The 23303-nt window shown below is 73.1% G+C and carries 19 protein-coding genes and 1 pseudogene; 10 read left to right on the top strand and 10 right to left on the bottom strand.

Features of this window, described 5'->3' with window-relative positions:
* From OJ962_RS21640 to OJ962_RS21630, 3 genes and pseudogenes are all read left to right on the top strand, one after another.
* A pseudogene (locus tag OJ962_RS21640) lies at nucleotides 1-751 on the top strand (hypothetical protein); the annotation flags it as partial.
* The gene (locus tag OJ962_RS21635) at nucleotides 751-1920 is read left to right on the top strand and encodes a radical SAM protein (protein WP_202955954.1); all 1170 of its coding nucleotides are present in this window, start codon (nucleotides 751-753) and stop codon (nucleotides 1918-1920) included. The pseudogene OJ962_RS21640 and the gene OJ962_RS21635, both read left to right, overlap by 1 nt.
* Nucleotides 1905-2768, top strand: coding sequence for an aspartate carbamoyltransferase (locus OJ962_RS21630; RefSeq protein ID WP_202955955.1), 864 nt, complete (start codon nucleotides 1905-1907; stop codon nucleotides 2766-2768). Before OJ962_RS21635 ends, OJ962_RS21630 begins: the two co-directional genes overlap by 16 nt.
* Here the strand turns inward: OJ962_RS21630 and OJ962_RS21625 are convergent.
* A complete protein-coding gene (locus tag OJ962_RS21625; protein WP_202955956.1) occupies nucleotides 2760-4088 on the bottom strand; it encodes a hypothetical protein in 1329 nt (442 codons plus the stop codon). The two genes, OJ962_RS21630 and OJ962_RS21625, sit on opposite strands and share 9 nt — an antisense overlap.
* Before the next feature lie 40 nt (nucleotides 4089-4128).
* Between OJ962_RS21625 and OJ962_RS21620 the strand changes: the two genes are divergently transcribed.
* The gene (locus OJ962_RS21620; protein WP_202955957.1) at nucleotides 4129-4752 is read left to right on the top strand and encodes a nitroreductase family protein; all 624 of its coding nucleotides are present in this window, start codon (nucleotides 4129-4131) and stop codon (nucleotides 4750-4752) included.
* A 6-nt stretch (nucleotides 4753-4758) separates the two neighbouring features.
* Here OJ962_RS21620 and OJ962_RS21615 read toward each other — a convergent pair whose 3' ends face one another.
* Nucleotides 4759-5769, bottom strand: a complete 1011-nt coding sequence (locus OJ962_RS21615) for a hypothetical protein (RefSeq protein WP_202955958.1) — start codon at nucleotides 5767-5769, stop codon at nucleotides 4759-4761.
* A 55-nt stretch (nucleotides 5770-5824) separates the two neighbouring features.
* Here OJ962_RS21615 and OJ962_RS21610 point away from each other — a divergent pair, with 55 nt between their 5' ends.
* The 4 genes from OJ962_RS21610 to OJ962_RS21595 are packed head-to-tail and all read left to right on the top strand — an operon-like array spanning nucleotide 5825 to nucleotide 13750.
* Nucleotides 5825-8686 carry a hypothetical protein gene (locus OJ962_RS21610; RefSeq protein WP_202955959.1) on the top strand — a complete coding sequence of 954 codons (2862 nt, stop codon included), beginning with the start codon at nucleotides 5825-5827 and terminating at the stop codon, nucleotides 8684-8686.
* Entirely contained in the window at nucleotides 8683-9804 is a 1122-nt protein-coding gene (locus OJ962_RS21605) for a radical SAM protein (RefSeq protein WP_202955960.1), read from the top strand. Before OJ962_RS21610 ends, OJ962_RS21605 begins: the two co-directional genes overlap by 4 nt.
* A 32-nt stretch (nucleotides 9805-9836) precedes the next feature.
* Entirely contained in the window at nucleotides 9837-11711 is a 1875-nt protein-coding gene (locus tag OJ962_RS21600; protein WP_202955961.1) for a hypothetical protein, read from the top strand.
* Nucleotides 11708-13750 carry an nSTAND1 domain-containing NTPase gene (locus OJ962_RS21595; RefSeq protein WP_202955962.1) on the top strand — a complete coding sequence of 681 codons (2043 nt, stop codon included), beginning with the start codon at nucleotides 11708-11710 and terminating at the stop codon, nucleotides 13748-13750. The genes OJ962_RS21600 and OJ962_RS21595 overlap by 4 nt, the downstream gene beginning before the upstream one ends.
* Here the strand turns inward: OJ962_RS21595 and OJ962_RS21590 are convergent.
* Nucleotides 13747-15699, bottom strand: a complete 1953-nt coding sequence (locus OJ962_RS21590; protein ID WP_202955963.1) for a hypothetical protein — start codon at nucleotides 15697-15699, stop codon at nucleotides 13747-13749. The genes OJ962_RS21595 and OJ962_RS21590 overlap by 4 nt on opposite strands.
* A gap of 125 nt (nucleotides 15700-15824) precedes the next feature.
* On the opposite strand from OJ962_RS21590, the gene OJ962_RS21585 reads away from it, so the two are divergent.
* Nucleotides 15825-16361, top strand: coding sequence for a hypothetical protein (locus OJ962_RS21585; RefSeq protein WP_202955964.1), 537 nt, complete (start codon nucleotides 15825-15827; stop codon nucleotides 16359-16361).
* A 20-nt stretch (nucleotides 16362-16381) separates the two neighbouring features.
* Nucleotides 16382-17059: a hypothetical protein gene (locus OJ962_RS21580; RefSeq protein WP_270006588.1), complete on the top strand. Its 678-nt coding sequence runs from the start codon at nucleotides 16382-16384 to the stop codon at nucleotides 17057-17059.
* Here OJ962_RS21580 and OJ962_RS21575 read toward each other — a convergent pair.
* From OJ962_RS21575 to OJ962_RS21545, 7 genes are all read right to left on the bottom strand, one after another.
* Nucleotides 17028-17639 (bottom strand): GNAT family N-acetyltransferase, encoded by a 612-nt coding sequence (locus OJ962_RS21575; RefSeq protein ID WP_270006587.1) that lies wholly within the window; start codon nucleotides 17637-17639, stop codon nucleotides 17028-17030. The genes OJ962_RS21580 and OJ962_RS21575 overlap by 32 nt on opposite strands.
* Nucleotides 17636-19246, bottom strand: a complete 1611-nt coding sequence (locus OJ962_RS21570; protein ID WP_202955967.1) for a YcaO-like family protein — start codon at nucleotides 19244-19246, stop codon at nucleotides 17636-17638. The genes OJ962_RS21575 and OJ962_RS21570 overlap by 4 nt, the downstream gene beginning before the upstream one ends.
* Nucleotides 19247-20179 (bottom strand): nitroreductase family protein, encoded by a 933-nt coding sequence (locus OJ962_RS21565; RefSeq protein WP_202955968.1) that lies wholly within the window; start codon nucleotides 20177-20179, stop codon nucleotides 19247-19249.
* A 31-nt stretch (nucleotides 20180-20210) separates the two neighbouring features.
* Nucleotides 20211-20396, bottom strand: a complete 186-nt coding sequence (locus tag OJ962_RS21560; protein WP_202955969.1) for a hypothetical protein — start codon at nucleotides 20394-20396, stop codon at nucleotides 20211-20213.
* Nucleotides 20397-20861: 465 nt separating this feature from the next.
* Nucleotides 20862-22004 carry a lytic transglycosylase domain-containing protein gene (locus OJ962_RS21555; protein WP_202955970.1) on the bottom strand — a complete coding sequence of 381 codons (1143 nt, stop codon included), beginning with the start codon at nucleotides 22002-22004 and terminating at the stop codon, nucleotides 20862-20864.
* Entirely contained in the window at nucleotides 22001-22513 is a 513-nt protein-coding gene (locus tag OJ962_RS21550; RefSeq protein WP_202955971.1) for a hypothetical protein, read from the bottom strand. The genes OJ962_RS21555 and OJ962_RS21550 overlap by 4 nt, the downstream gene beginning before the upstream one ends.
* Before the next feature lie 32 nt (nucleotides 22514-22545).
* Entirely contained in the window at nucleotides 22546-23286 is a 741-nt protein-coding gene (locus OJ962_RS21545) for a hypothetical protein (RefSeq protein ID WP_270006586.1), read from the bottom strand.
* Between the last annotated feature and the right edge of the window lie 17 nt (nucleotides 23287-23303).

Raw genomic sequence — 23303 nt, 5'->3', positions numbered from 1 at the left:
GGGCGCCGACCGGCTTGCGCCCGCCGCGCTCGCGCACGCCGCCGCGCTGTGCGACGCGCCCGCGAGCGCGTGGCGGCGTCCGCGCGTGGTCGGCGGCGCGCTGCCGCCGGCGCTCGAGGAGCTCGTGGAGACGATCGACGCCGCGCAGCTGGTCTCGCTCCCGCTCCCGGCCGCGGCGCTCACCCGCAGGCGGGGCGGCGCCGGGCTCGGCCGCACGCTGGCCGGGGCGCCGTTCGCGCTCACCGACGCCGAGCGCCGGCAACCGACGGCGGTGGTGGGCGAGCCGGGCGCGCGCCGGGCCGCGCTCGTGCGCACGGCGATCGAGGACGCGCGCCACGGCCGACGGATCGTCGTGCTCGACCTCTCGGGAGAGCGCGCCGCGTGGCTGCCGGAGCCGCTGCGCGCCCAGGTGATCAAGCTCAAGAGCGCCGCCCACTGCCGGATCCGGCCTGGCGCGACACTGCTGATCGAGGCCGGGGACCGGCTTGCCAACGATGCGCTCGCCAAGCTGCTCGCCGCCGCGCGCGCCGAGGATGTGCCGGTGACGCTCGCCGCCCGGCGCCTGTCGCGCCGGCGGCGGTCGCAGCTGGGCACAATCGTCGCCGTCTCGGGTGGCGAGCCCGCGCTCCCGCGCTCGTTCCTCGGTGGCCCGCTGCGGCCCGGGCAAGCCGTGGTCCACCGCCGCGGCGGAGCCCCCGTGCGCGTCCGTCTGACCCCCGCGCCGGCGACAGTACGCTGTCCGCCAGACTGATGACGTTCACCGCGCTTGAACTGCTCAAGCTCCGTCTGCTGGCCGACGGCGTGCGCCTCGGCGAGGACGCCGCGGCGGCGTGGCACGAGCGGTTCGAAGGGCCGCTGACGCTGGCGGAGTACGCGACGACCAGCGGCATTTCGGTCGCGCTGCCCGGCGAGCTGTACGTCAACGCGCCGCTGAGCGCCGGCGAAGCGCTGCCGCAACTGCGCTACGACGAGGGCTTCGTGATCGTCGCCGACGGTGAGGTCGTCCCGGTCGAGGTCGTCCCGGTGCCGTCGTTTCACACGCGCACGCAGACGGACGGCTACGACGGCACGGTCCAGCCGTACACCAACTACGGCGTGACGCACACCGACCGCTGCCGGGTGTCGCCGATCGGCGGCTGCGCGTGGAAGTGCAAGTTCTGCGACCTGCCCTACGAGTGGGGCTATCGCAAGAAGCACCCCGAGAACCTGCTCAACGTCATCCTCGCCGCCCAGGACGACCCGCAGGCGCCGGCCCGCCACGTGCTCGTCAGCGGCGGGACGCCCCGCGCTCCGGTGCCGGCGCGCCCCGGCCGCCCCGCTCAGGACGACGAGGCGTGGATCGACGACGTCTTCGCCTACCTGGCTGAGCACTCGCCGCTGCCCGTCGACGTCATGCTCCCGCCGCGCCGCGACCTGGCGCACGCCGAGAAGCTGCGTCGGATGGGGATCAACATGCTCTCCGTCAACCTCGAGGTCTCAGACCCCGAGCGCACGAAGGTGCTCGCGCCCGCGAAGGCCAAGGTCGGCCGGGAGCACACGCTCAACTACATCGAGCGCGCCGTCGAGGCGTTCGACGTCGGGTTCGTGCAGTCGCTCGTGGTTTTCGGCGCGGCGATCGAGCCGCTCGAAAGCACGTTGCGCGGGGTGCGCGACCTCGCCCAGCGCGGCTGCATCCCCGTGCTGAGCCCCTTCCGCCCGCACCACCTGACGCCGCTGGCGGACGCGCCGCCGGCGAGCTTCGAGGAGATCGTGGAGGTGCTCGCGCGCTCGATCGAGATCTGCGAGCAGGCGGGCACCGGCGTGCTGCCCGGCCCGCGCTGCGTAGCGTGCCACCACAACACCGCGACGCTGCCGGACGGCAGCGAGTTCTACGCGGGCGCGCAGGACGACCTGACGGCGCGCCCGTGCCCGGTCTCCTGAGCGCGGGCGAGCTCGGGCGAGAGCGACTGGAGGCGCTGCTCGCCGCCGCGGCCGGCTACCGCGCCGGCATGGGCCGGCGGCACCCGGACGCGGTCGTCGCGCTCGCCTTTTACGCGGACTCGCTGCGCACGCGGGTGGGGTTCGACGTCGCCGCCGCGCGGCTCGGGGCGCGCACGACGACGGTCCACGCGGAGCGCCAGGGGCCCGCGATGTGGGCGCCCGAGCGGCTGGAGGACGCGGTGCGCAGCATCGGACCGTGGTGCGACGCGCTCTGCCTGCGCCACCCGGAAGCCTCCGCGTCGCGCCGTGCGGCGGCCGTCAGCGCCGCGCCGGTGATCAACTGCGGCAACGGCGATGACGAGCACCCGACGCAGGCGGTCGTCGACCTGTTCGCGCTCCAGACGCTGACCGGCCGGCTGGACGGACTGCGCGTCGCGGTCGTCGGCGACCTGCACGCGATGCGCTCCGCGCACTCGCTGGTACTCGCGCTCGCCGCCTTCGAGGACGTGTTCGTGCGCGCGATCGCCCCGGCGGGCCTCGAGCTGCCCGCGGCCTACGCGGGCGAGGTGCGGCTCGAGGCGACCACGGAGCTGCGCGTGGACGACGTCGACGTCATCTACGTCGCCGGGCTCCCCGCCGAGACGCGCACGGGGGTCCTCAGCCGCGAGCAGCAGGCGCGCTACCGGATCACGCCCGAGGTCGCGCACGCCACGGTGCTGTGCCCGCTGCCGCGCGTGGACGAGATCGATCCCGCCGTCGACGCGCTTCCGCAGGCCGCGTACTTTGAGCAGAGCGCGCTCGGGCTCTACGCGCGGATGGCGGTCCTCGACGCCGTGCTGTCAGGCTGAGACGAAGGCGCGCCGCAGGTCGGCGACGAGGCGCTCGGCGGGCTCGTCGAGCGCGAAGCCGCTCTCGGTGACCGAGCGGTCGAGCGTCACGCGGCAGATCGCCGCGCCATCTGCGAGCGGCACCCCGGCCTCGGGCAGCTGGGCGAGCCGCACGCCGCGCGAGCGCGGCGAGAGCGGGACGTCGGGGTCGCGCACGAGGTCGGCGCCGGTCGTGTTGTGCAGCACGACGTGGGCGAGGTCCGGCTGGCTGGCCGTCCACTCGGCGATCGTTTGGCCAGAGTCCGTGGGCTGGCCGCCGAGCGCCGCGTTCAGATGGTCGAGGAACAGGTCCGGGACGTCGAGCGCGTGCGCGATCTCCGCCGACGGGGCGGAGGAGCCCTGGAAGCGCGCGTTGATCTCGACGAAGCGCACGGCGCCGCCGTCCACCAGCGCGTCGACGCCGAACACGCCGCGGTAGCGCTCCTCGTGCAGCCACTCGCCGATCGCGCGACCCATCGCGTCGACCTGGGCGAGGACGTCGTCACCCAGCGTCTTGATCGCCGAGAAGTCGTTGCCGCAGTACCCGAATCGCCGCTGCGTGCAGGAGGGGATCCCGATCAGCTGGACCGACGCCGGGTGCAGCCGGACGCTGCCGTCGTCGAACACGACGCCGGAGAAGTTGATCGGCACGGTCGGGTCCAGGAACGGCGCGACGGCGACGAAGCTGTCGGGGTCTTGACGCCACAGCCGCTCGACGTCGGCCTCGGTCTCGGCCAGCGCGATGCCCACGCCGCCGGAGGTGCGGCTCGCGCGCAGGATGTGGGGGCGCCCGCCGGCCACCATGCGCTGTGCGCGTCCGAGGTGCTGGTCGGCGACGTAGCGCCAGTCCAGACCCAGGATGCCGCGCGCGGCCAGCGCGGTCTCCACCCACGGCTTGTACTCGAAGGCCTGCTGGCGGTCCTTGAACAGCCCGGCGAGCGTCATCGTGTCTGACATCGAGAACGCCAGCTCCGAGATCAGCCGCGAGGGCCGGTAGGTCATCATCACGCAGCGGCCGCTGACCTCGCGCATCAGGCGCGCGCTGAACTCCCTCGCCGACGGGTGCGGGTCCAGGTCGATGTCGTAGCGGTCCAGGTCGGGCCGGCGGCGGCTGATCTGCTCGAGCGCGACGTTTGACTCCTCCCGCAGCCGGCCGCTGCGCAGCGGCGCGATGATCGAGTAGCTGGCCTCGAGCTCCGGGATCTGCAGGAGCGCCTCGCCGTCCTCCCCGCGGATCCCGAACCACACCAGCCGGCGCTCTGCCAGCGCGCCGCGAATCGCATCGATCGCTCTCTTGGTCAAGGTCGCGAGATCCTAGAGCGCAACGAGCTACGATCGCCGGGTGGTCGACCTGATCCTCAACCGGCGCAGCCGCCGTGACGGCTTCCAGGCACGGCCAGTGCCCAAGGACACGATCGACACGATCATCGCGTGCGCGCTCGCCGCGCCCTCCTCCAAGAACGCCCAGCCGTGGCGAATCCACGTCGTCACGAGCCGAGCCACGCTGGGCGAGATCGCCGACGCGGTGGACAGCGCGCGCGGCGCCGAGACCTACGTCCCGATCGACCCGGCGACCGGCCTGCCGCGCGACTACGAGTCAAGCGTCTCGGAGTCCGCCCAGGTCCTGCGCGGCGTCTCGCTAGGGCTGTTCGTCGAGAACCGCGGCCGCTTCAGCGACGGCCGCCGGGTCGTCGCCAGCGCCGCCGACGGCGTCCGCGAGAACGCGCTGATCGGCTACAGCCTCGAGATGGTGGGCCTCGGTGCGACGATCCAGAACATGTGGCTCGCGGCGAGTGCCCTGGGGCTCGCCGGCGTGTTCATGGGCGACGTGCTGATCGCCGAGGAGATGATCCGCGAGCGGCTCGGGCTGGCGGGCGACCTCGTGGGCGTGCTCGCCCTGGGCTACACCGAGGCCGAGTCGTTCCCGAAGCGGCTCGGCGAGGACCGCGTCGTCCTCCACGACTGACCGACGTCACATCACGCCGGCCTCGCGTGCCCGTTCGAGGTGCTCTTCCATCTCATCGAGGTCCTCCTCACGCGCGATCAGCAACAGGGCCCGGCGCTCCTCGGCGGCCAGCTGGGCAAGCACCGCCTTGCGCAGCTCGACGAGGTCCTGCTTACGGACGGAGAGCTCGTGGTCGTCGAGCAACGTCTGGCTCGCCTCCTCGTCGCCGAGTCCGCGGGCGAGGGCGACGAGCGCGAACCAGCTCAGCGGCGCCTCGCGGGCGAGCGTCGCCAGCCGCTCCTTGGCCGCCGCCACGTAGGCCTTCGCGTCGGCGATCCGCGCCGCGTCGCGCGGCGTCTTCTTCGTGCCCTGCAGCAGCTCGGCGACGGGATGATCGTCCGCCAGCCGGTCGAGGACCTTCGACGGGTCGTTGCAGGTGAACCCCTGGGCCTCGAGCTCCTCTCTGACCTGGGGCCACAGCCAGGTGGGGTGGGCGTAGCGCACGCGGACGAGCGCCGCCTGGACCGGCGTCACCCGCTCGCACAGCGCGTCGACGTCGGCCGGATCGATCGGCTCCAGTACCTCGTCGTCGTCGGGCGCCTCGCCGTGGCGGGCGGGGTCGTAGGAGCGCGTCCGGCGCCAGTTCCGGTAGGACGCCAGGCGGAACACGTCCATGGCGATGTTGCGGCTCGCCATCGCGGCGTGCGCCCGCAGGCCGTACGAGGGGTCGAACACGCCGGCGTACTGCCACAGCACCTTGCGCGGGTCGTCGGAGAACTCGCCCGCGGAGGCGAGCGCTTCGCGGCGGTGGTCCATCTCCTCACGCCACTTGGCGCCCTGGATCAGCACGCGCGCCACCCGGTCGCGGACGACGTCCTCGAGCGTCCAGCGCCCCGCGGCGAGGTGGTTGCCGGCCTTGCGGTTCCCGTGGTCGACCAGCGTGTCGTCCCACTCGCGCAGATCGCGGAACTTCGACAGCGCGTTGGCCGCCACGAGCCAGCCGTAGACCTGCTCGGTGATTCCGCGGCGGCTCGGCATGACAGCGGCAGCATAAGCGCGCGCCCCGTCGGCGTCCCCGCGTAGGATGACCCCGATGTGGGATCTCGCGATCGTTCCCGCCGAGTCCGAGACGAGCCTCGCGCCGCTGCTCGCGGACGCGTCTCGCCGGGCGCGCGTGATCTTGATCGCGCCGCCTGGAGGTCGTCCGGACGTCGGCGTGCCGGTGACGGTCGTCGAGGTCGACGAGGCCCGGGACCTCGGTGCCGACGTGGCCGGGATCGCGGCCACGCTCGGGCTCGCGACGCTGCTGGACGGCGCGCGACGCCCCGTCTTCGTCGAGGGCCTGGCCGGCGAGCCGCTGACGCTCGCGGCCGAGCTGGCGGTCAGCGCGCTGCGGCTGCGGGGCGTCGCGCGCGTCGTGCTGCGCGAAGGCGAAGCGATCGCCGCGGGCGACACGGAGCCCGCCCGGCTGCGCACCGACGCGCCGTTCAGCGCGGCGCTCGCGGCGGTCGACGACCTGCTCGCGTCCGAGCGCCTGATCGCCGCCGAGCGGCTGCTCGCCGCCGTCGCCGAGACCGCGTTCGACGCGGGCGACGGGCTGGCGGTCGCGCTCGGTGCGCCGCTGGAGCAGATCGAGCTGGCTCGCCGGTTCCGGCGCGTGCCGGCTCCGGAGCTCGGCGAGAGCGCGCCGCCGCCTGGCGCGGTCGCCCGGCACGCGCTGCGCGCCGCCGAGCGGACGGGTGACCAGGCACGCGCCGCGGCCTTGGCGCAGCTCGTCGCCGCGACGCCGGACGAGCCAGGGGAAGACGTCGCCGCGCGGCTGATCGAGCTCGCGCGCGAGCGGCTCGCCGCGCCCGAGTTCGAGCCGGACCACGGCGGCGAGGAGCACGCGCTCGTCGTCGGGCCGGGAGATGCGGGGCCGCTGCTCTCGGAGCTCGCGCCCGGCCACGACGTGCTCGTGCTCGGTGAGGGTGGCCGGGGCGTGCCGGAGAGCGCGATCTCGCTGACCCTCGCCTCCAGTGCCCCGGCCACCGTCCGCGGCGTGCTGGCGGGCCACGTCTTCGCGGGCGACGGCGTCACCGTGCTCGTGCCCGGAGAGCCCGGCGGGCTGGAACGGGTCGCCGTCGCCGCGTGCCTGCGCCTGCACGGCCGCGTACACGAGGTCCGCACGGTCAGCGACGGCGCGGTGCGCCGGGCGGCCGTGCAGAGCGTGCTGGAGCGGACGCGCGAGTCCGCGCTGGTCACGATTCTCGGCCGCCGCGTGGGCGCGACGGGCGATCTCGACGCGCTCGGCGCGCTCGCGGCGCGGCTGCCCGGAGCCGCGCCGGAGCTCGACCTGGCGCGCGAGCTGCGGCGCGGCTTCGTGGGCCCGGCGCGGCTCGCGGACGCCGGTGTCGGCGCGGGCGCGCTCGAGCTGATCCGGCGCCGCGAGGCGCTCAGCACGGACGCTCGGGCCGCCGCGGCGCGCTGGCCGGCGATCCGGCGCGACCTCGCGGACGGCGTTCCCCAGGCCGTGGACGCGCTCGCCGTGCTGCTCGGACCCGCGTTCGCCCTCGCGATGCGCAACGTGCGCGCGGGCGGGGCGGACCCGACCCTGGCCGACGTCGCGGAAGCCCTCGGCGTCGGGCCGGACGAGGACGAGGACGCGCTCGCCGCGGGCGTCGAGGACGCGGTGGCGGAGGCCCTGGGCGTCGATCCCGCGCTCTTCGGCGCGGCCGACCCCGTCGTATCGCTCCTGCAGGCCGCGCCCCCGGCGCGCGCGGACGCGTCGAGCTTCCCGGATCCGTTCGAAGCCGAGGACACCGCTCTCGCGGTCGCCGAGGCCCGTCACGCCGCCCATCCGGAAGGTCTGTGGGTGCTCGACAGCGCGCTCGCGGCGATCGAGCTGGTCGAGGCGCGCGGCCTGCAGCGCGAAGCGCGGGACCCCGATGACGTGGTCAGGCTCGCCGAGCTCCGCGCTGGAGCGGCGCTGGAGCGCCTGCGGGCCTTGCCCGAAGGCGTGCTGACCCGCGGCGCCGGCATCCTGGGCCTGATCGAGGACGCGGTCGACACGCTGCGCACCTGGTTCGCCGGCCTGCCGGAAGCCGACGCGCTCGACGAGTGGCTCGAGGGCTGGAGCCGCGCCGGCCTGGCGCGCGAGCGCACGGCGGTCGCGCTGGCGGGCGACTACGCCCCCGAGCCGGCGCGCGGCGTGCTCACGCGCGCCGCGCTGGAGTCGGGGCTGGTCGAACCGAGCGCCCGCCCCACGCTCGACCTGACCCGGGCCGGGGTGACCGGGGTCGAGCTCGCGCTGCTCCCGACCGTCGCCGACGCGCTCGCGGCCGCCGAGCGCGACGACCTCGACGGGACACGCGCCGCGCTTGAGCTGCGCGCGCTGCTGCCGGGGCCGCGCGCGCTGTGGGCGCACGTGCTCGCGGACGCCCGGATCGTCGCTTCGGCGCCCATGACTCGCTCGCCCGACGGGAAGCTGCGCGCCAGCTTGCCCGCCGTCGGCCACGTCGTCGTCACGGCCGGACGCGAGCTGCGCCTCGACGCGCGCGCCCTGGCCGCCGGCGCGCTGCTCGCCCGGCCCGGCCGACGCGTCGCGACCGCCGAGGCGCTGGAGCTGATCGGCGAGGTGCTCGGCGCCCCTGCCGAGCGCACCCTGCTGCGCGCGGCGGCCGCGTTGCTGATCGTGGCCGAGGACGAGCCGGGCGGCCTGCTGCTCGACGGGGTGCGCCGGCGGCTGGCGGCGGGCGAGGCGCCGGCCGCACGTGTCGCGCGCGAGCTCGACAGCGTCGCGATGCAGCTCACGGTGCGGTGCGCCCAGGAGCGTGCGGAGTTGCAGCGCGCGCTCGTCCGCGACCTCGAGCGCGCCCGGTTCCACGCGCTCGACGCCGAGACCCAGCGGGACAAGCTCGCGCTGGCGCAGTCGCGGCTCGTGGAGCTGGAAGCGCTGGACAGGCTGCTCGCGTGAGCACTGCCACGCTGTCGCGCCTCGCCCTCGAGGAGGTGAAGATCGCCGCGCTCGCGTCTGGCGTCCGGATCGCTCCGGCCGTGCTGGAGCAACTCGGCGGCACGCAGCACCTCACGGTGCACGAGTACGCCACGACGGGCGGGATCACGCTGCTGCTCGGAGAGGACGTCTACGTCAACGCGCCGTTCGACGAGCCGTTCTGCGCCGCCAGCCCGCTCGAGCTCGTCCACGGCGCGGACGGCGCGCTCGTGCTGCGCCTCGGCGAGCTCACGGTCGAGGTCGTGACCGTGCTGCCGCTGCCGGGCTACCTGTCCGCGCGCGACCCCCGCGGCCGGCTCGTCGCCGAGACCACGATGTCGCACGCCGACCGCATCCGCGTCTCCCCGCTCGTCGGCTGCGTCTACGACTGCGCGTTCTGCGACCTCGCGCCGCTGCGCTACCAGCCGCGCGAGGCCGAGCAGATCCTCGCGGGCATCGACGTGGCCCTGCGTGACGACGCGCTGCCGCCTCGGCACCTGCTCATCAGCGGCGGCTCACCCGCGCGCGGACAGCGTCACCAGGACGGCTTCGAGGCCGTCTGCCGCGCCGTCGTCGAGCACGTCCAGCGCGTCGCGGGCCACGACTTCGAGGTCGACGTCATGATGAGCGCGCGTCCCGACGGTCCCGCGTTCGTCGATCGGATGGTGGACGCCGGCGTGCACGGCTTCGCGCTCAACGTCGAGGTCTTCTCCGAGGCGCACGCTGCGCGCCAGTTGCCGCTCAAGCACAAGTTCGCCCGCCCCCACCTCGGCCCGATGATCGCGCGGGCGGTGGAGCGCCTGGGCTGGGGCAACGGGCGCGTCCGATCGCTGATCATCCCTGGGCTCGAGCCCGTCGAGAACACGCTGGCGGGCGTCGAGTGGCTCGCCTCGCTCGGCTGCAGCCCCGCGATCAGCCCGTTCCGGCCGGCTCGCGGGACGGCGCTCGAGGGCGCGGCGCCGGTGTCCGCCGAAGCGCTGAAGGCCGTGCTCGCCGGAGCGCGCGAGAGCGCGCGCCGCCACGGCGTCCTGCTCGCCCCCACGTGCGTCCCGTGTCAGCACAACACCCTGACGTTTCCCTGGGACGTTGCGGTATGTTGAGGCCCTGGACCAAGGACAGGTGCAACTGAGCAATGAAGCTCTCTGAAGAACAGTGCGGCGAGCTGCAGCTGACGCTCGCGACGGAGACCCCGGTGCTGGTGCTGGGCCCGGGGTGCCACCGCGTCGGCTTCGACGCCGGTCCGGCGTGGCAGGAAGTCGTCCGGCGCCTCGGGCTCGTGTGGGCGCGGATCGGCGTCGACCGGGGGTTCGCGCCGGGGAGCGACGAGGTCGCTCCGGACCTGTTCGTCAACCAGGCGCGCGGCTTCCTGGAGAACCTGCTGGCGTCCAAGGCCAGCGCGGAGACCCGCGAGCGCGGCCGGGTGCCGATCGAAGCGCTCCAGGCGACCAGGCTGCCGGAGACCTGGAAGTCGCTCGACGGCCCGCGCACGCACCTCGCGGCTTCGCTGCTCGGCGTCCTCTATGAGAGCACGCGCTGCCTCGGCAACGTGATCGCCACCGGCGAGTCACCCGTCACCAACTGGCTCACGGTCAGCCACCCCGGCGAGACGCGCAGCAGCGACCAGGCGCCCGAGGGGGCTCCCGCCGCGGACGCCGCGGAAGCGGACGTCGCGCGCGGGCGCGCCGGCCGCCACCTGGAGAGCGCGCTCAGGACCGCCACGTATCTCCACCACTGGTCGCAGAGCCCGGACCTCGAGGGCCACGACCTGGCGCTGCACATGGGGAACTTCAAAGCGGTCGCGCGGACCGCGAAGCTCACGACCGCGTTGAGCGTGCTCAAGATCGAAGCGGTCCAGGTCCGGCTCAAGACGCTGGAAACCACCCGCTTCAAGCGCGATCTGCCGCTCGACGGCGCGCTGATCGAGTGGTTGGCCGACCTCTTCTGGCACCTCATGGTCACCGATTCGCGCGTGCCGCCGTCGCAGGCCGAGGTGGCGTTCTACGTGAACCTCAAGGCCGATGCGGACGACACGGTGTTCCGGCGCCCGGGCGCGGGCGAAGTGCGCGCCGTGGACGCCGACGACCTCAATCGTGAGATCGGCCGCCTGCTCCGGACGTATGACTCCGGCCCGCGGCCGGCCGACGCCCCGCCACTGCCGCGGGATCAACTGCTGCAGATGCTCGCGGCCTGCGTGCTCCAAGCCTTCAAGCCGGAGGGGAGACGCTCGGTCGTCCTCAGCTCGGACTTCGATCTCAGCTTCGAGCGGACGCTGCTCGAGATGTCGGCGGAGGACCAGAAGGTTCACCTGGTGGTACCGGTGTGGCGCTGCGAAGGCACGGCGCGCGTGCTGGACTGGCTGTTCACGACGATCGAGCGCACGGACGCCGACGTGACCGAGGAGGCGCTCACGCAACCCGAGTCCTGGGCGCTGTACGGCGACGTCCCGTCGCGCGACGCCGAAGGCGATCCGGTCGCGGGCCCGATCGTGGTCAAGCTCAACGGCTCGCCGCTCGTGCAGCTCGACGAGCGGCCCGACGGCGTCGCGCTCACGGAGGAGGAGACGGTGAAGATCGCGACGATCTTCACCGAGTACGACTCGTTGCAGGCGATCATCTCCTTCACGGAGGGACAGCACGGGCTCGCGGCCGATCTCATCAACGAGATCCAGTGGCGGACGCGCAGCTGGATCGTGCTCGGCGACTCCTTCCCGCACTGGCTGCCGCGGCTGCGGCTCATCTACAACGCGCGCTCGCACTTCCGGCGCAGCAAGAGCAAGGGTCGCGGCCGGACGGAGCACTTCGCCATCGACCGCCGCTTCGGCTGGCCGGAGAGGCCGCTGCTCGACGTGCTGAGGATCCGCGGCTACGAAGAGGACCTCGGCGAGCTTCCGCTGCTCGTCGATCGCACCACCGCCATCCGCGACGGCCATCCCGCCGTGAAGAAGTATCTCGCCAACGTCAGGGAGCGCCTCAAGAGCCACCGCGAGCGGTTGGAAGACGCGGCGTGAGCATCGGCGAGATCGACTGGCGCGGCCCGCGGCCGCTGCGCGAGGGCGACGAGCTGCTGGGGCGCGCCGCTGACCTGCGCGAGCTCGTCGACCGCTGCGAGACGTGGGACGTGATCCGGATCACCGCGCGCAGCGGCGTCGGCAAGACGTCGTTCATCACCGCCGGCGGCCGCCAGGCGCTCATGGACGCCGGCTACCACGTGCCGATCATCCAGCGCTGGACACGCCTGCTGGCCAACCCGCGCGTGCGTGAGCTCGACACCCCGGACGAGATCGCGCGCGCGCTGTACCTGCTCGTCATCGGTGCGGACGTCAACGACGGTCGGCGGCTCACGGAGATCCTCGAAGAGGTCTCGGGCGGCGGCGAGATGGCCGTGATCCTCGACCAGATGGAGGAGCTGCTGCGCTATCAGGAGGCCGTCGGAGCCGCCCTGCTGCGGCTGGCCGGGACGACAGCCCGGGACTCCCGGGTGCCGCAGATCGTGATCGCGCGCTCCGAGTACGCCGAGCTCCTCGACCCCGTCGAGGTCCGCGACGTCCACACCTGGCCGATGAAGCTCAAGGAGATCACCGGCGCCAAGACCCTGGGGCGGATCGTCACCGTACCCGTAGAAGCCGTGGACGGCTCGATCGGGCAGGCCGAGGTCGAGCGGATCGTCGGCTGGTGGACGACCGCGCACGAATCCGCGCTGATGTCACGCTCGACGGGCGCCGGGCTCGCCGGGGGCGTCGGGCTCCTCCATCTGCAGGCGCTGCTGTGGTCGCTGCGCGACTGGGGCGCCCGTCACGGTGTCTCCAAGCACATCTCCGCTCAGGACCTCGAGCGGTTCGTCGCCGCTCGCGCCGCGTATCGCGGCTTTGACGCGTCCGACGAGGAGGCACTCGGACGGCACCTGATTGGCGACGCGGTCGTCGCCTACGTGGACGACACGGTGGCAGCGCTCACCGCCGATCCCACCGTCACGCGCGACGGCACGCCCACGCCGCTGACGTGGCGCAACGGACCGCGCCTGATGCTCTCGCGGATCGCCCCCGCGCTCTCCTCCGGCGGCTACAAGGTGCCGCAGGCGCGCAGCTCCCTCATCCCGCTGGCCCTCGGTGCCGAGCTCACGCAGAGTGGCGCCCGGGCTGTCGCGGAGCTCTCGAGCGCCGACGACCTGACGGACCTCGCCCAGCGCACGCGGCGCCTGGCGGGCGCCGGCGTGGGCGCGGACTGGGATCGCCCGCGGCTGCTGCGCGAGATGCTGGACGCCCTCGACGCGGTCCTCGAGGCGCTCCGCTCCGACGAGGCGAACCTGTTGCGCGTCTTCGACGCCGTCAAAGGCGAGTCGATCTACGAGCTCGTCCACGACGGCATCGGGCCGGCCCTCACACGCTGGGCGCAGGAGTACGCCGAGCGCCCGGTGTCGACGGTCAACCGCATCGTCGCCGAGCCCGGCGGCGCGATCCTGCACAGCCTCAGCCCCGAGACCTTCGAGGAGCCGCAGGACCTGTGGGACGCGGTGGTGGTCGAGGAGGTCGACGGCCGCAAGACGGCCGTGCTGGACGAGCTGCGCTGGCAGTCCAACTACATCGGCCCGGCCGGCGACGACGAGCGGCTGGAGCTGCGCGATCTGGTGGTCCGCCGCGCGGATTTCACCGGCGCGGCGTTCGTTGCCTGTGACCTGGTCCGGGTGCGCTTCGAGGACTGCCGATTCACCGGCGCCGTGTTCCTCGGCTGCACGCTGGCGGACGTCGAGTTCGCGCCGGAGGCGGCCTCCGGCGACAAGCTGGACCTCTTGACGTTCGTGCGCTGCGAGACCTGGGACGAGACGGGCGTGACCTTCACGGACCTGCAGGGCACGACCGGCCTGTTCCTGACCGCCGTCTCGGGCGGCACGTGGCACTTCGCCGGCGGCCGCTTCAGTCACCTCGTGGGCACCGCGGCCGCGCCGGCGAAGCTCGTCTTCGACGACGTCACGGTGCGGCACGTGACCGCCGAGGGGCAACTCGAGGTCATTCGCGACGGCGAGCCTGTCCCACTTTCGGAGTTGACCTAGCACACGAGGTCGTCGGGCGTCCTCGAGCGCGTACGCGACCGTCCGGCGACGCGAACGTAGCCGTCAGCGGGCCGATCGGCGATCCGCGCGACCGCGACGCTCGGGATGGTCACGCGCCCCGGGCCTTCTCGGCTCGCCGGACGGACGTTGTGGGGGGTCGTGGCGTGGTCGCGGGTGGCGACGAGCTGCGCGCTGATCAACGCGTGTACGCTCGCGGCGTCGCGGAAGCTTGCCTCCAGCGTCGCGGGGTCGAACCCGGCCGCGCGCGGCGGATCGCTCGCGAGCTCCGGGTCCAGCGGGTGCTCGTGATCCTCCACGTGTCCGGCGCCGATCACGTCCAGCGCCGGCCACGTGTTCTCCAGCCGTCGCACGGCCTCGCCGGAGGCCACGGCGACGACCCGCGCCAAGCGGTCGGGCGCGCCCCAGTCCTCGCTCACGACCCGCTCGAGGAAGCGCTTGGCGGCGGCCGGCGCGCGCTCTAGCGAGTGCAACGCGGCGAGCGCGCGGACCACCGCGCTCACCCCCGCCGAGCGCGCGGCCCACGTGTGTACGTTGTTTCTGCCGTCGTGTGAGAAGTCGCTGCGCTGGACGGTCACGCGGAGCCGCTGCCGGACGTCGAGGCCGAAGGCGTTCGCGATCTCCGCGAGATCGTCCGGGCTGACGCGGCGCGGGTCGGAGCTGACGTGCGGCGGTGGCTCAGCCTCGATCGCGACCGTCAGCGCGTCCCCGACGTCAACCGGCAAGGGCACCCGGAAGAACGCCCCGTCGCGCTCGAAGACGACGACCTGCCCCGGGACGTAGAACAGCGTCGCGGTGATGCGCTCGCCTGCGCGGGCAGCGGCGCCGCGGACCTCGGCCAGGATCGCGGGGCGGCCGGTGAGCAGGTGCTCGGGGTGGACGTAGACCACCGCTGCGGTGCCCGCCGCGCCTCTGGCCTGACGCGCGGCGCGCAGCCCGCGCTCCCACGGCGCGAAATCGACGCGGGCGTTGGCCTGCTCGGCCTCCAGCGCGGGCGCGAGCTCGTCCGCGATGGCGCGCACGAACGGCACGACGTGATCCTCCATCGCCTTGTCGCCCTGAAAGCCGACCACGATCCCGTGCCCGGCGCGGGCGACCTCCAGCGTCACCGAGGCGGACGCGATCGCGCCCACGGCCGAGGCGCAGATGGCGAGGATCACCGCCCCTGCACGGCCGCCGAGGCCCGCCTGCAGCTCCTCGCCCGAAAGGCGACGGTCGCCGACCTCGACGCCCTTGGCCGCCGTGCCGTGGGCGCCGATCACCACGAGCTCGGCGGCGGCGAGCTCGCGCACGCCCGCGAAGCCCTCGAAGTGGATCGCCCGCGTCGGGCGGATCTTCCCGATTGCGTCGGCGAGCGGATCGCCGAGGGCGTAGTCGCGGCCGGGGCCGGGAGCGGCGAGCACGAGCGGCGTGAAGGTGCCGGGGTCGCGGCCTCCGAGCGGCGGTGCCGGGCGCGTGGGGAGCCGGTCGCTGAGCCGGAGGATCGAGACGGCGCGGTCCGGGTTGGTGACGAGCGGCACGTCGCGCTGGGCACGCGGCCAGATCAACGTCTCGAACGGGAGCCGCGCGCACTGCGTGTCGAGCGCCCGGAACACGACGCGCAGCGGCGAGCGGACGAGCCCGTCGAGCACTGCTGCCCCGACGGCGTTCTCGAGACACCGGGCGACGTGGTCGCCCCAGACCGCGGCGACGCCGTCGTCCGGCAGCCGCCGTGGGTCGTTCTCCCAGCCGGGCTCGCCACGACCGGTGAACCACTGCCAGGCGGGCGTGGCGAACGGGCCGTTCTCGTCGCGTTGCCACACGCTCGCGCCGAGCGCCAGCGGCTCGACCTCGAGGCCGCCGTCGGAGCGCTGAGTCCTCAGCTCGACGTCCATCCAGAGGTCGGTCGGGTCCGCCCACAGCACGCATCGAAGCTCGTGGAGCGTCGCCATCGCTGCGTAAATCTACTGGCCTGGGTCACGAAAATCGTAGCCACCTGAGGCGCCCTCAGGTGACGGCGAGCCACGACTCACCAGACCGCCGGTCGTAAACCGCGACCGGCGCCCGTGGCGTCTGTATGCACGCCACCACTCGCACCGCCCGCCGGGCCCTCGAGCTCGCGCAGGACGCGGTCTTCCAGGGCCGCCTCGCCGAGGCGCACCGCCACATGCGCGCCGCCGAGCACTCCGGCGCGGACGTCGCGGCGCTCGCCGCGCTCCAGCGCCAGCTCAACCGCCGCCGCGCGGCCGACCGGGGCATGGAGCGCCTAGCGGAGCTCGAGCGGGCGCGGGTCGCCGGGGTGCCCGCCGCGGCGCTGCCGCGGACCGCCGCCTCGCGCGACGGGCTGCGCGTGAGCGCGCACGTGGTCGACCGCTGGCGCGAGCGGATCGGGGCGGCGGACCGCGCGGCCGCGAACGCCGCGATCGAGGAGTTCGCCCGGATGGGTCGCATCACGGGCGAGCGACCGCGCTGGAGCTCCAACCGGGCGCGGCCTGGGACCCGCTACGTGCTCTGGCACGAGCAGCCCGGGGTGGCTCTGGTGGTCATCGAGGGCGTCGTCGCGACGGTCCTGACTCGCGAGAACCGTCGCCGCCGCCCGCGGCGCCGCGGGTGAGCGCGGTGTACGCGCCTGAGTTGGACGATCGCGAGTGGGTGCTCGCGACGGGGGTGCCGATGCTCGCGCAGATCGCGCGCAGCCACGGTCGCGACCACGGACTCGAGCGGCTCGAGGTGGAACGGCTTGAGGACGAGTACGTCCGCCGACTCACGGAGCGCCTCGTCGAGAGCCTCGTGCGCGAGCACGGAGCCGGCCGATCACCCGGGCGCCTGTACGCCAACCTGGCGGCCTACATGGGCCGCGCACAGGGCGTAGGCGTGCGCTTCGGCGCCCGCCGCGCGCGCACGGCGAGCCTCGACGACCCCGACACGCCACCCATCCGCGGCGCCGAGCACCGCGATGCGTTCGAGACGATGATGAGCGAGGCGGACGAGCGCGTCGAGGCCAACCGCTACGCCGCCGAGCGGCTGCACCGCGAGTGGTCGGCCCAGCAGGCGGCTCAGGCGGTCGGCGCAGCCCGCGTCGCCGTCGCCGCGATGTTGGACGGCGATCGCTCGGCCACTGCGCGCGCGGTCCGGCGGCGAGTCGACGGACTGTCGCCGGCCGGGATCGCGCGCGAGGAAGGCGTGTCCGAGAACGCCATCAACGCACGCTTGTCGCGCTGGATACGCGGCCTCTCGGCGAGCGACCGGGCGCGTATCGCGCCGCTGCGGATCGTCGTCCTCAACCCACGCAAGGCCCGCCGTCGCCCGTAGGGCATGTGCGGGGTCGCCATTCGTCGCGCAGGACACCGAAGACTCGGAGATCGAGCCAGCCGTCGGCCAGCCGGCGATGCTGTCGCAACGTGCCCTCGACCCGGAAGCCCAGCCGGTCACACAGGGCCAGCGCCGGCGCATTGCTCGACTTGACGTGGGCGTAGACGCGGTGGAGTCCCAGGTGCTCGAACGCGTAGTCGATCAGCAGCACGTGCGTCTCGAAGCCGAGGCCCTGTCCGCGCTGCTCCGGAGCGATGATGCTTGCGCCGATCTCCGCGTTGCCGTTGTCGCGGTCGACCCGGTAGAGGCCGGCGACGCCGATCGGGCTCGGAGGGTCGTTCACGGGTGTGACCGCGAGTTCGAAGCCGCCGTACGCGCCGGTCAGGGGCGACCGGTGGCCCTCCCGCAGTCGCCGCTCGATCTCGGCCGGTGCCAGTGGCACGACCGCAGAGGCGAACGCTGCACGCTGATAGTCGGCGTCATTGGCGGCCGCGAGCAGGAACCCGGCGTCGCGGAGGCAGAACACGCGGAGCGCGATTCGCTCACCACGGAGCACGGGAAGTGGCGTGTCCATCGTCATGGGAACGGATGAGGCATCATGCCGACGCCGTCGCACTCGCGCTCGAGCAGCATCGCGCGAACGTCCGCGCGCCCGAGCGGTTCGCGTTCGAACCCGAACGTGATCGGCACGACCTGTGGGGACAGCGCGCGCGAAACCGCGAACGGCCGGGTCAGCGCGACTGGCCAGTCGTAGAAGAGCGCGTCGTCGGGTGCGATCTTGACGGGCGCGATGCCGTCAACCTCCACGGTTTCGTCGGTCTCCCACAAGAAGCGTGCCTCAGCGGCGTAGTTTCCCCAGCGATAGAGGCGGCGATGATCACTCGGGCTGCGGACCTCGTCGGGCTCCGGCACCACCTCGCGCTCTCGCGGAAGTCGCACGCCCGCCCACGACTCCCGGAGCGCGGCGCAGCACGCTTGCGCCGGGTCACCCACCGATGCGCCCAGTACAAGGTTCCCGTCGCGCTCCGCCACGGCGCAGAAGGCCGCCACCGAGGGCGTCGTCCCGAGTTGCACCATGTGGACGGTCCAGCCGGCTGACCGGAGGTCTTCGCTCATGCCATCCAGCTCCGCCGAGCGCGGTACGCCGGCGAGCCGCCTTCCGGGCGTCCGCGCCAGCCAATGGCGCATGAACGCGTCGCGCTCCAGCAGCTCCTCCCACGCCGCGGCTCGAGCGGCCTGAGGCGTGCGGTGGGCCGCGACCCCGGACGAGGTCGCGCCGACGTGTCGCTGCGCTTCCCCGGTGCCGAACGGATAGAAGATGAGGTCGGCGAGGACGAGCTTCGAGCTGCCGTCCGCGGCTTGACAGCGCACCCAGAGTCGACGCTCGTCCGGCGAGAAGGGAGCGAGATCGCGGTGCTTATCGAGTTGCCAGTCCGCAAAGGCGACGAAACGGTCGGGCGCGACGGCGTCGTCGCGGTCCGAGAGTGCAGCGACGACCAGTGACCCACTGTCGATCGATCCCGCGGCGTGCCGCTCGTGTGCTTCCGCGATCGCCACCAGCTTCGCCGACTCCTCGTCGGCACGGATGCCGGTGCCGGTCATCGTAGGCGCGTCGAGCGCACCCAAGGAGGGCAGGACCTCGGCAATGGCGATGTGCTGTCCCGCCACGAGGCGCGACCGTACCCAGCGCGCCGGCGCGAGCGGGCCGGTCGGCGCGTCGAGCGCGATCCGCTGCCAACTCCCACCGGGCCCTAAGAGGTGCGGATCGCGGGCGTCGGCCGGCGGCGACGGGCTGAAATCGTGAGATGGCGTGAGGGCGAGCAGCCGGGTCATTCCACGGAGGACGTCCCGGAGAACCTTCGCCAGCGGGGGAGGGCACGAGCCGATGAAGCGAGCGCAGGCGATCCGGCGTTCCTGGCGGCTGAGCGCGGCGGGCAGAAACAGTGCGCTCTCAAGGGCCACGAGCAGCGTGTCCTCTCGCTCGTCAGGCCAGCCGGCCGCCCAACCGCGTAGGTGATCGCGCCCCGGGTCGACAGCGCGAGTGAGCAGGCCTTCGGCCAGGAGATCTTCCAGCGACTTCGCCGTGACGACGACGTCCTTCCAAACCGACGACAGCACGACGACCAGTTCGTCGTCGGCGGTTTCGGCGACGAGCACGCCCGCCGCCGCGGTCAAGGCGTCGGTCACCTAACGCCCCTCCACAACGACCAAAGCGAGCGGGTCCAGCGACGGATCGACCAGCGCGCGGACGTCCGCGACACTGAAGCCGCTGACGGTTCGGACGGCGAGTCCGTGCTCACCAGCGCTCAGCGCGATCTGCTGCAGGAGAGCCCCGGCCTCAAGAATCACGAACAGGCCGCCGCGGTTTCCGTACTTGCGCGCGACCCGTGAGAGGTCGGCCGAGATCACCACGACGGCCCGCCGGCGCTCGACGGTGTCCGCGGCGATCTCCGCCTGCCAGAACAGCTGCTCCACGGTTGCGTCCTCCGCCGTCCCAACTTCAATGAGGCGGTGATGGTCGCCGTCGAACCAGCTCAGTGCGAAGCCCTCGCCGCGAGCCACCAACGCGTGCAGGACCAGAGGCCATAGACGCCCGGCGGAGGCGACGGGTTTCCAACGACCCGCGGTCCGATAGCCGTAGGCCAGCAGCGTCGCGACCTCCTGCGCCTCGACGGCGCGCGCCGCGCCCTCGACGTGCCGCACCGGCAGCGAACTGGCGCGCTCGTCGTCGCGGCGACCGAGCGGTGCCCGCGCGACGAAGAACCGGTCAGCCTGCCCGGCCCGTGGGTCGCGCCAGCGCGGGCTTCGTTCGATGTCGAGCAGCTCCTCGACGTCGACCGCGCCTCCGCGCTGCAGTTGCTCGAGCAGCGCGCGCGGCTGACGTCGCGCATCGACGATGAAACCCTCGTCGGTCAGTCGCGCAAGCACCTCGGCGACGGGCCGCACGAAGTCGGGCTCGATCGGGTCGATGACCTGCGTGCGCCTGCGGTCCCCACCGCAGCGAGCGAGCGCGCCCGACACCGCTGCGAGCTCATCAGCCGAGCCCTCGATCTCGACCCGACAGCCATTCAGCGAGTTCTCGACGACTATGGATGCGGCTGAGGCCGTCCAGCCGCACACCAGTAGCGGCCAGTCGGGGATCGAACTCCCGCTAGAAGACGGCGACGAGATCGCTGGGATCCTGCAACGGCCGCGGCACGGACCCGGCGCCAGCCTCGACCACGGTTTCGCAGCAGTTCTCGCACGACGGCTCGCAGTTCCCGCAGTTCTCGCCGCCACACGACTCCATCTGAGATTCCACGACCGTCTCGGACGCGTATACAACGGAGATCTTCATTGAAGCTCCTCAAAGAATAGGTCGAGGCCGACCTCACCTACTGCGATGCCCCGAATCAATGGCAACTCTCCTACTGGCGCAGTCGTCACGAGCGCGCAAAGCAGGCGGGCCCGCCGACGTCAAATGCCGAGTGCGTTGTATACGCGATCGCGGTCTCCTATGCGACCGCCGCGTGTCCGAGCGCCTCCCACGCGACGGTCGTGCGCCTTGACGCAACAGTCGGCGAGGACCTCAGGCCTTGCGCCGAGTGCTGCTTCTACCTCGCCGTCTTGATCGCGTAGATCAATGCGAGGCGGAGCAGCACGAGCGACTCAGCTCCCTATGTCGTCTTTCACGTGCCGCTAGACGGCGGTGGCGCAAGTGTCGGGCAACGACGCCTACCGACTCGCTAGCGGCATACAGATTGCACCCTCTGGGTGCCACGGCTCCCGCGACCTCTGTCCGACGCCGACACAAGGCTCGGCGTCACCCTCGGTCTCGGCGTCGGCCGAAGGCGTTTACCCACGCGCAAGGGGCGGCCGGTGCGCTGGTGCCGTAACACGGGGACGCCCACGAGAGGTGCAGGTGCGCGGCGCATGCTGGTGCGTGGCAGGTCTTCGGCGAGCCATGGCCGGGGTAGCTGTCGTAGCCGACAAACTGCATCGCCGGGACGAGCGGGCAGATCGGGCTTGTGCCAGTGGCTCCGCAGGCAGGCGTCCACCCGAGGTCGCGGGCCAGTGCGCCGACGGAGTTATCCCAAGCTTCCTGGTCGACGGGTTCGGCAGGCACCAAGTCTAAAGCCGTGCCGTCACCGTGGGTTCGATGGCCGCCTTCGCGCGCGGCCGTCACGCGCAGCCGGTAGGTGCGCAGCAGCCAGAGGGCGTTGTCGAGCAGGCGCGCGTCGATCGGTTGGGCGGCGCGGCCACCGGCCATTGCCCACGCGGGCAGCATCGCGTACGCCCGCGGCGACCGCACGCGGACGGCTTCCCGCAGATTCGCCGGGGTGTCCCCGTCGCCGCCGGCGCATCCAACCGGGGGGACGGCTGCGAGGGCATCGTCCGGCGTGTCCGCGTACTGGCGGACGCGCTGCAGGACGTCGGTGACGTAAGCGTGGGAGTGGTTGTAGCCGTACACGGCGCGGGCCAGGTCGCCACGGGCGCCGTCGAGCAGCATGCGCAGGTAACGCCCAGCGGAGTGGATCGCGTCAGCCGGGTCGTACGGGCTGAAGCCGCCGTCGTGGTCGCCGTCGACGCGATACGTCTGCCAGGTGGAGGGCGGACCGTTGGTCAGGTTGAACTGCATCGGCCCGGCGCAGCAGCCGAACGCGTTCACGCCCGAGCGCACGCCCGGTGCGCTGGAACGGCCGTGATCGGACTCGATGGCGCCGATCGCGGCGAGCACCGTCCACGGGACCCTGTACGCGGCGCCGGCCTGCCGGTAGAGCTCGAGGTAGTCCGATGGGATCGTCGACGAGGCGTGCTTGGAGGGCACGGCGCTCGAGTCCGCGCAATCCTCGTGGAGCAGGCCGGGCATCAGGCTCGTCATCGCGGCCAGACCGAGCACGGCGGTGACGGCCAGTGCGGTCGCGGCACCGGCGGTGCGCGAGCCCGAGGCGACGAGCCCGCTCACGCGCGGGAACGTTCGTCGGGGAAGGCGTCGGCGAGTGCCGCGGCTGGGGTGCCGTAGAGGCGGCGGATGACCGATTGGGAGGGCCAGTGGGCGGACTGGTAGCGGGTGAGGGCGTCGCCGCCGCGGCGGCGGGCGTGGGTGCCGGACCAGTCGACGGAGGAGGCGGTGAAGCCGAAGCGTTCGCGCCAGAAGCGGTGGGCGCCGCGGACGGTCTCGCGGGTCCAGCGCGGGCGCGACTGCGGCTTGCAGCGCTGGCAGTGCTGGGCTCCTCGGCGTTTGCCGTCGGCGCCGGAGGTCGGTGCGCCGCAGCGTTCGCAGTTGCCGGCGTAGCTGGCCTTGCGTGCCTGCGCTTTGGTGCCGGTGGGGTCGTGGAGGTAGCCGCGGATGGTCGCGGGGGCGCGGTTGAGCAGGTGGGCGATCTGGGCGGTGCTCCAGCCCTGGTCGCGGTGGTGTTGGGCGAGGAGGACGTTGCGGCGGCGGGTGAAGTGGTCGGTGGTGCGCGAGCGCATGCCCGGGAACTTCTGAGCCGCGCGCTGGCCGCCTATTCGTCGAAGGCTTCCGGCATCCCGACGGGGCCGCCGGGGTGCAGGACCGTGGCGGCGGTGCCGGCGGTGCCCGCGAGGCTGTGCAGCTCGTGGCTGACTTCTTCGACTGGGTCGAAGTCGTCCTCGTCCTCGCCGGCCGGTCGAGTCCCGAGCTCCGGGTTCTCGGCCTTGATCACGGCGACCACGCCGCGGGTGAAGGGGGTGGCTCCGCCTTCGCCGGGGGCGTGGAGCAGCGGCTGTGCGTAGTCGATGAGGGTGCCCAGGCCGTGCACGACGGTCAGCACTTGGTTGGTCGGGCGGCGCGGGCGTTCCATCATCAGCACGCCGGCGATCTGGGCTCCGAGCTCGTTGAGTTCGGTGGTCGGGTCGGTGGCGTCGAAGGCGGCTTTGGCGCGGATGGTGTCGGCGCTGGCGCAGGCGAGCCAGACGACGGCGCCGCGGAGGGTGTCCGTGTCGTCAGGGGCGCGGGCGACGAGCTCGGCGGCGCGCCCGACGTGCCCGCTGATGAGCGCGATCCACTGTGCGAGGTCGCGGTCCTCGAGGAGATCGATTTGCTGTTGGGTCACGAGGTGGCCGGCGACGAAGTGTGTGACGTCGTTGATGCGCTCCAGCGTTCCCGGCGGCCAGAGGTGTGGCATCTTGCCGTCCATCGTGCACATTCTCCCGGTGGGATCGTGCGACGGCAGGTCGGACAACGCGACAGGCCCAAAGAAGGGCGCACCGGTGCGGCCCGCCACGGATGGGCGGGTCGCAC

This window comes from Solirubrobacter deserti, from assembly GCF_027587175.1.
Classification (GTDB): Bacteria; Actinomycetota; Thermoleophilia; order Solirubrobacterales; family Solirubrobacteraceae; genus Solirubrobacter; species Solirubrobacter deserti.
Note: the sequence above shows the minus strand (reverse complement) of the source record. Positions and strands in the feature narration are given on the sequence as shown.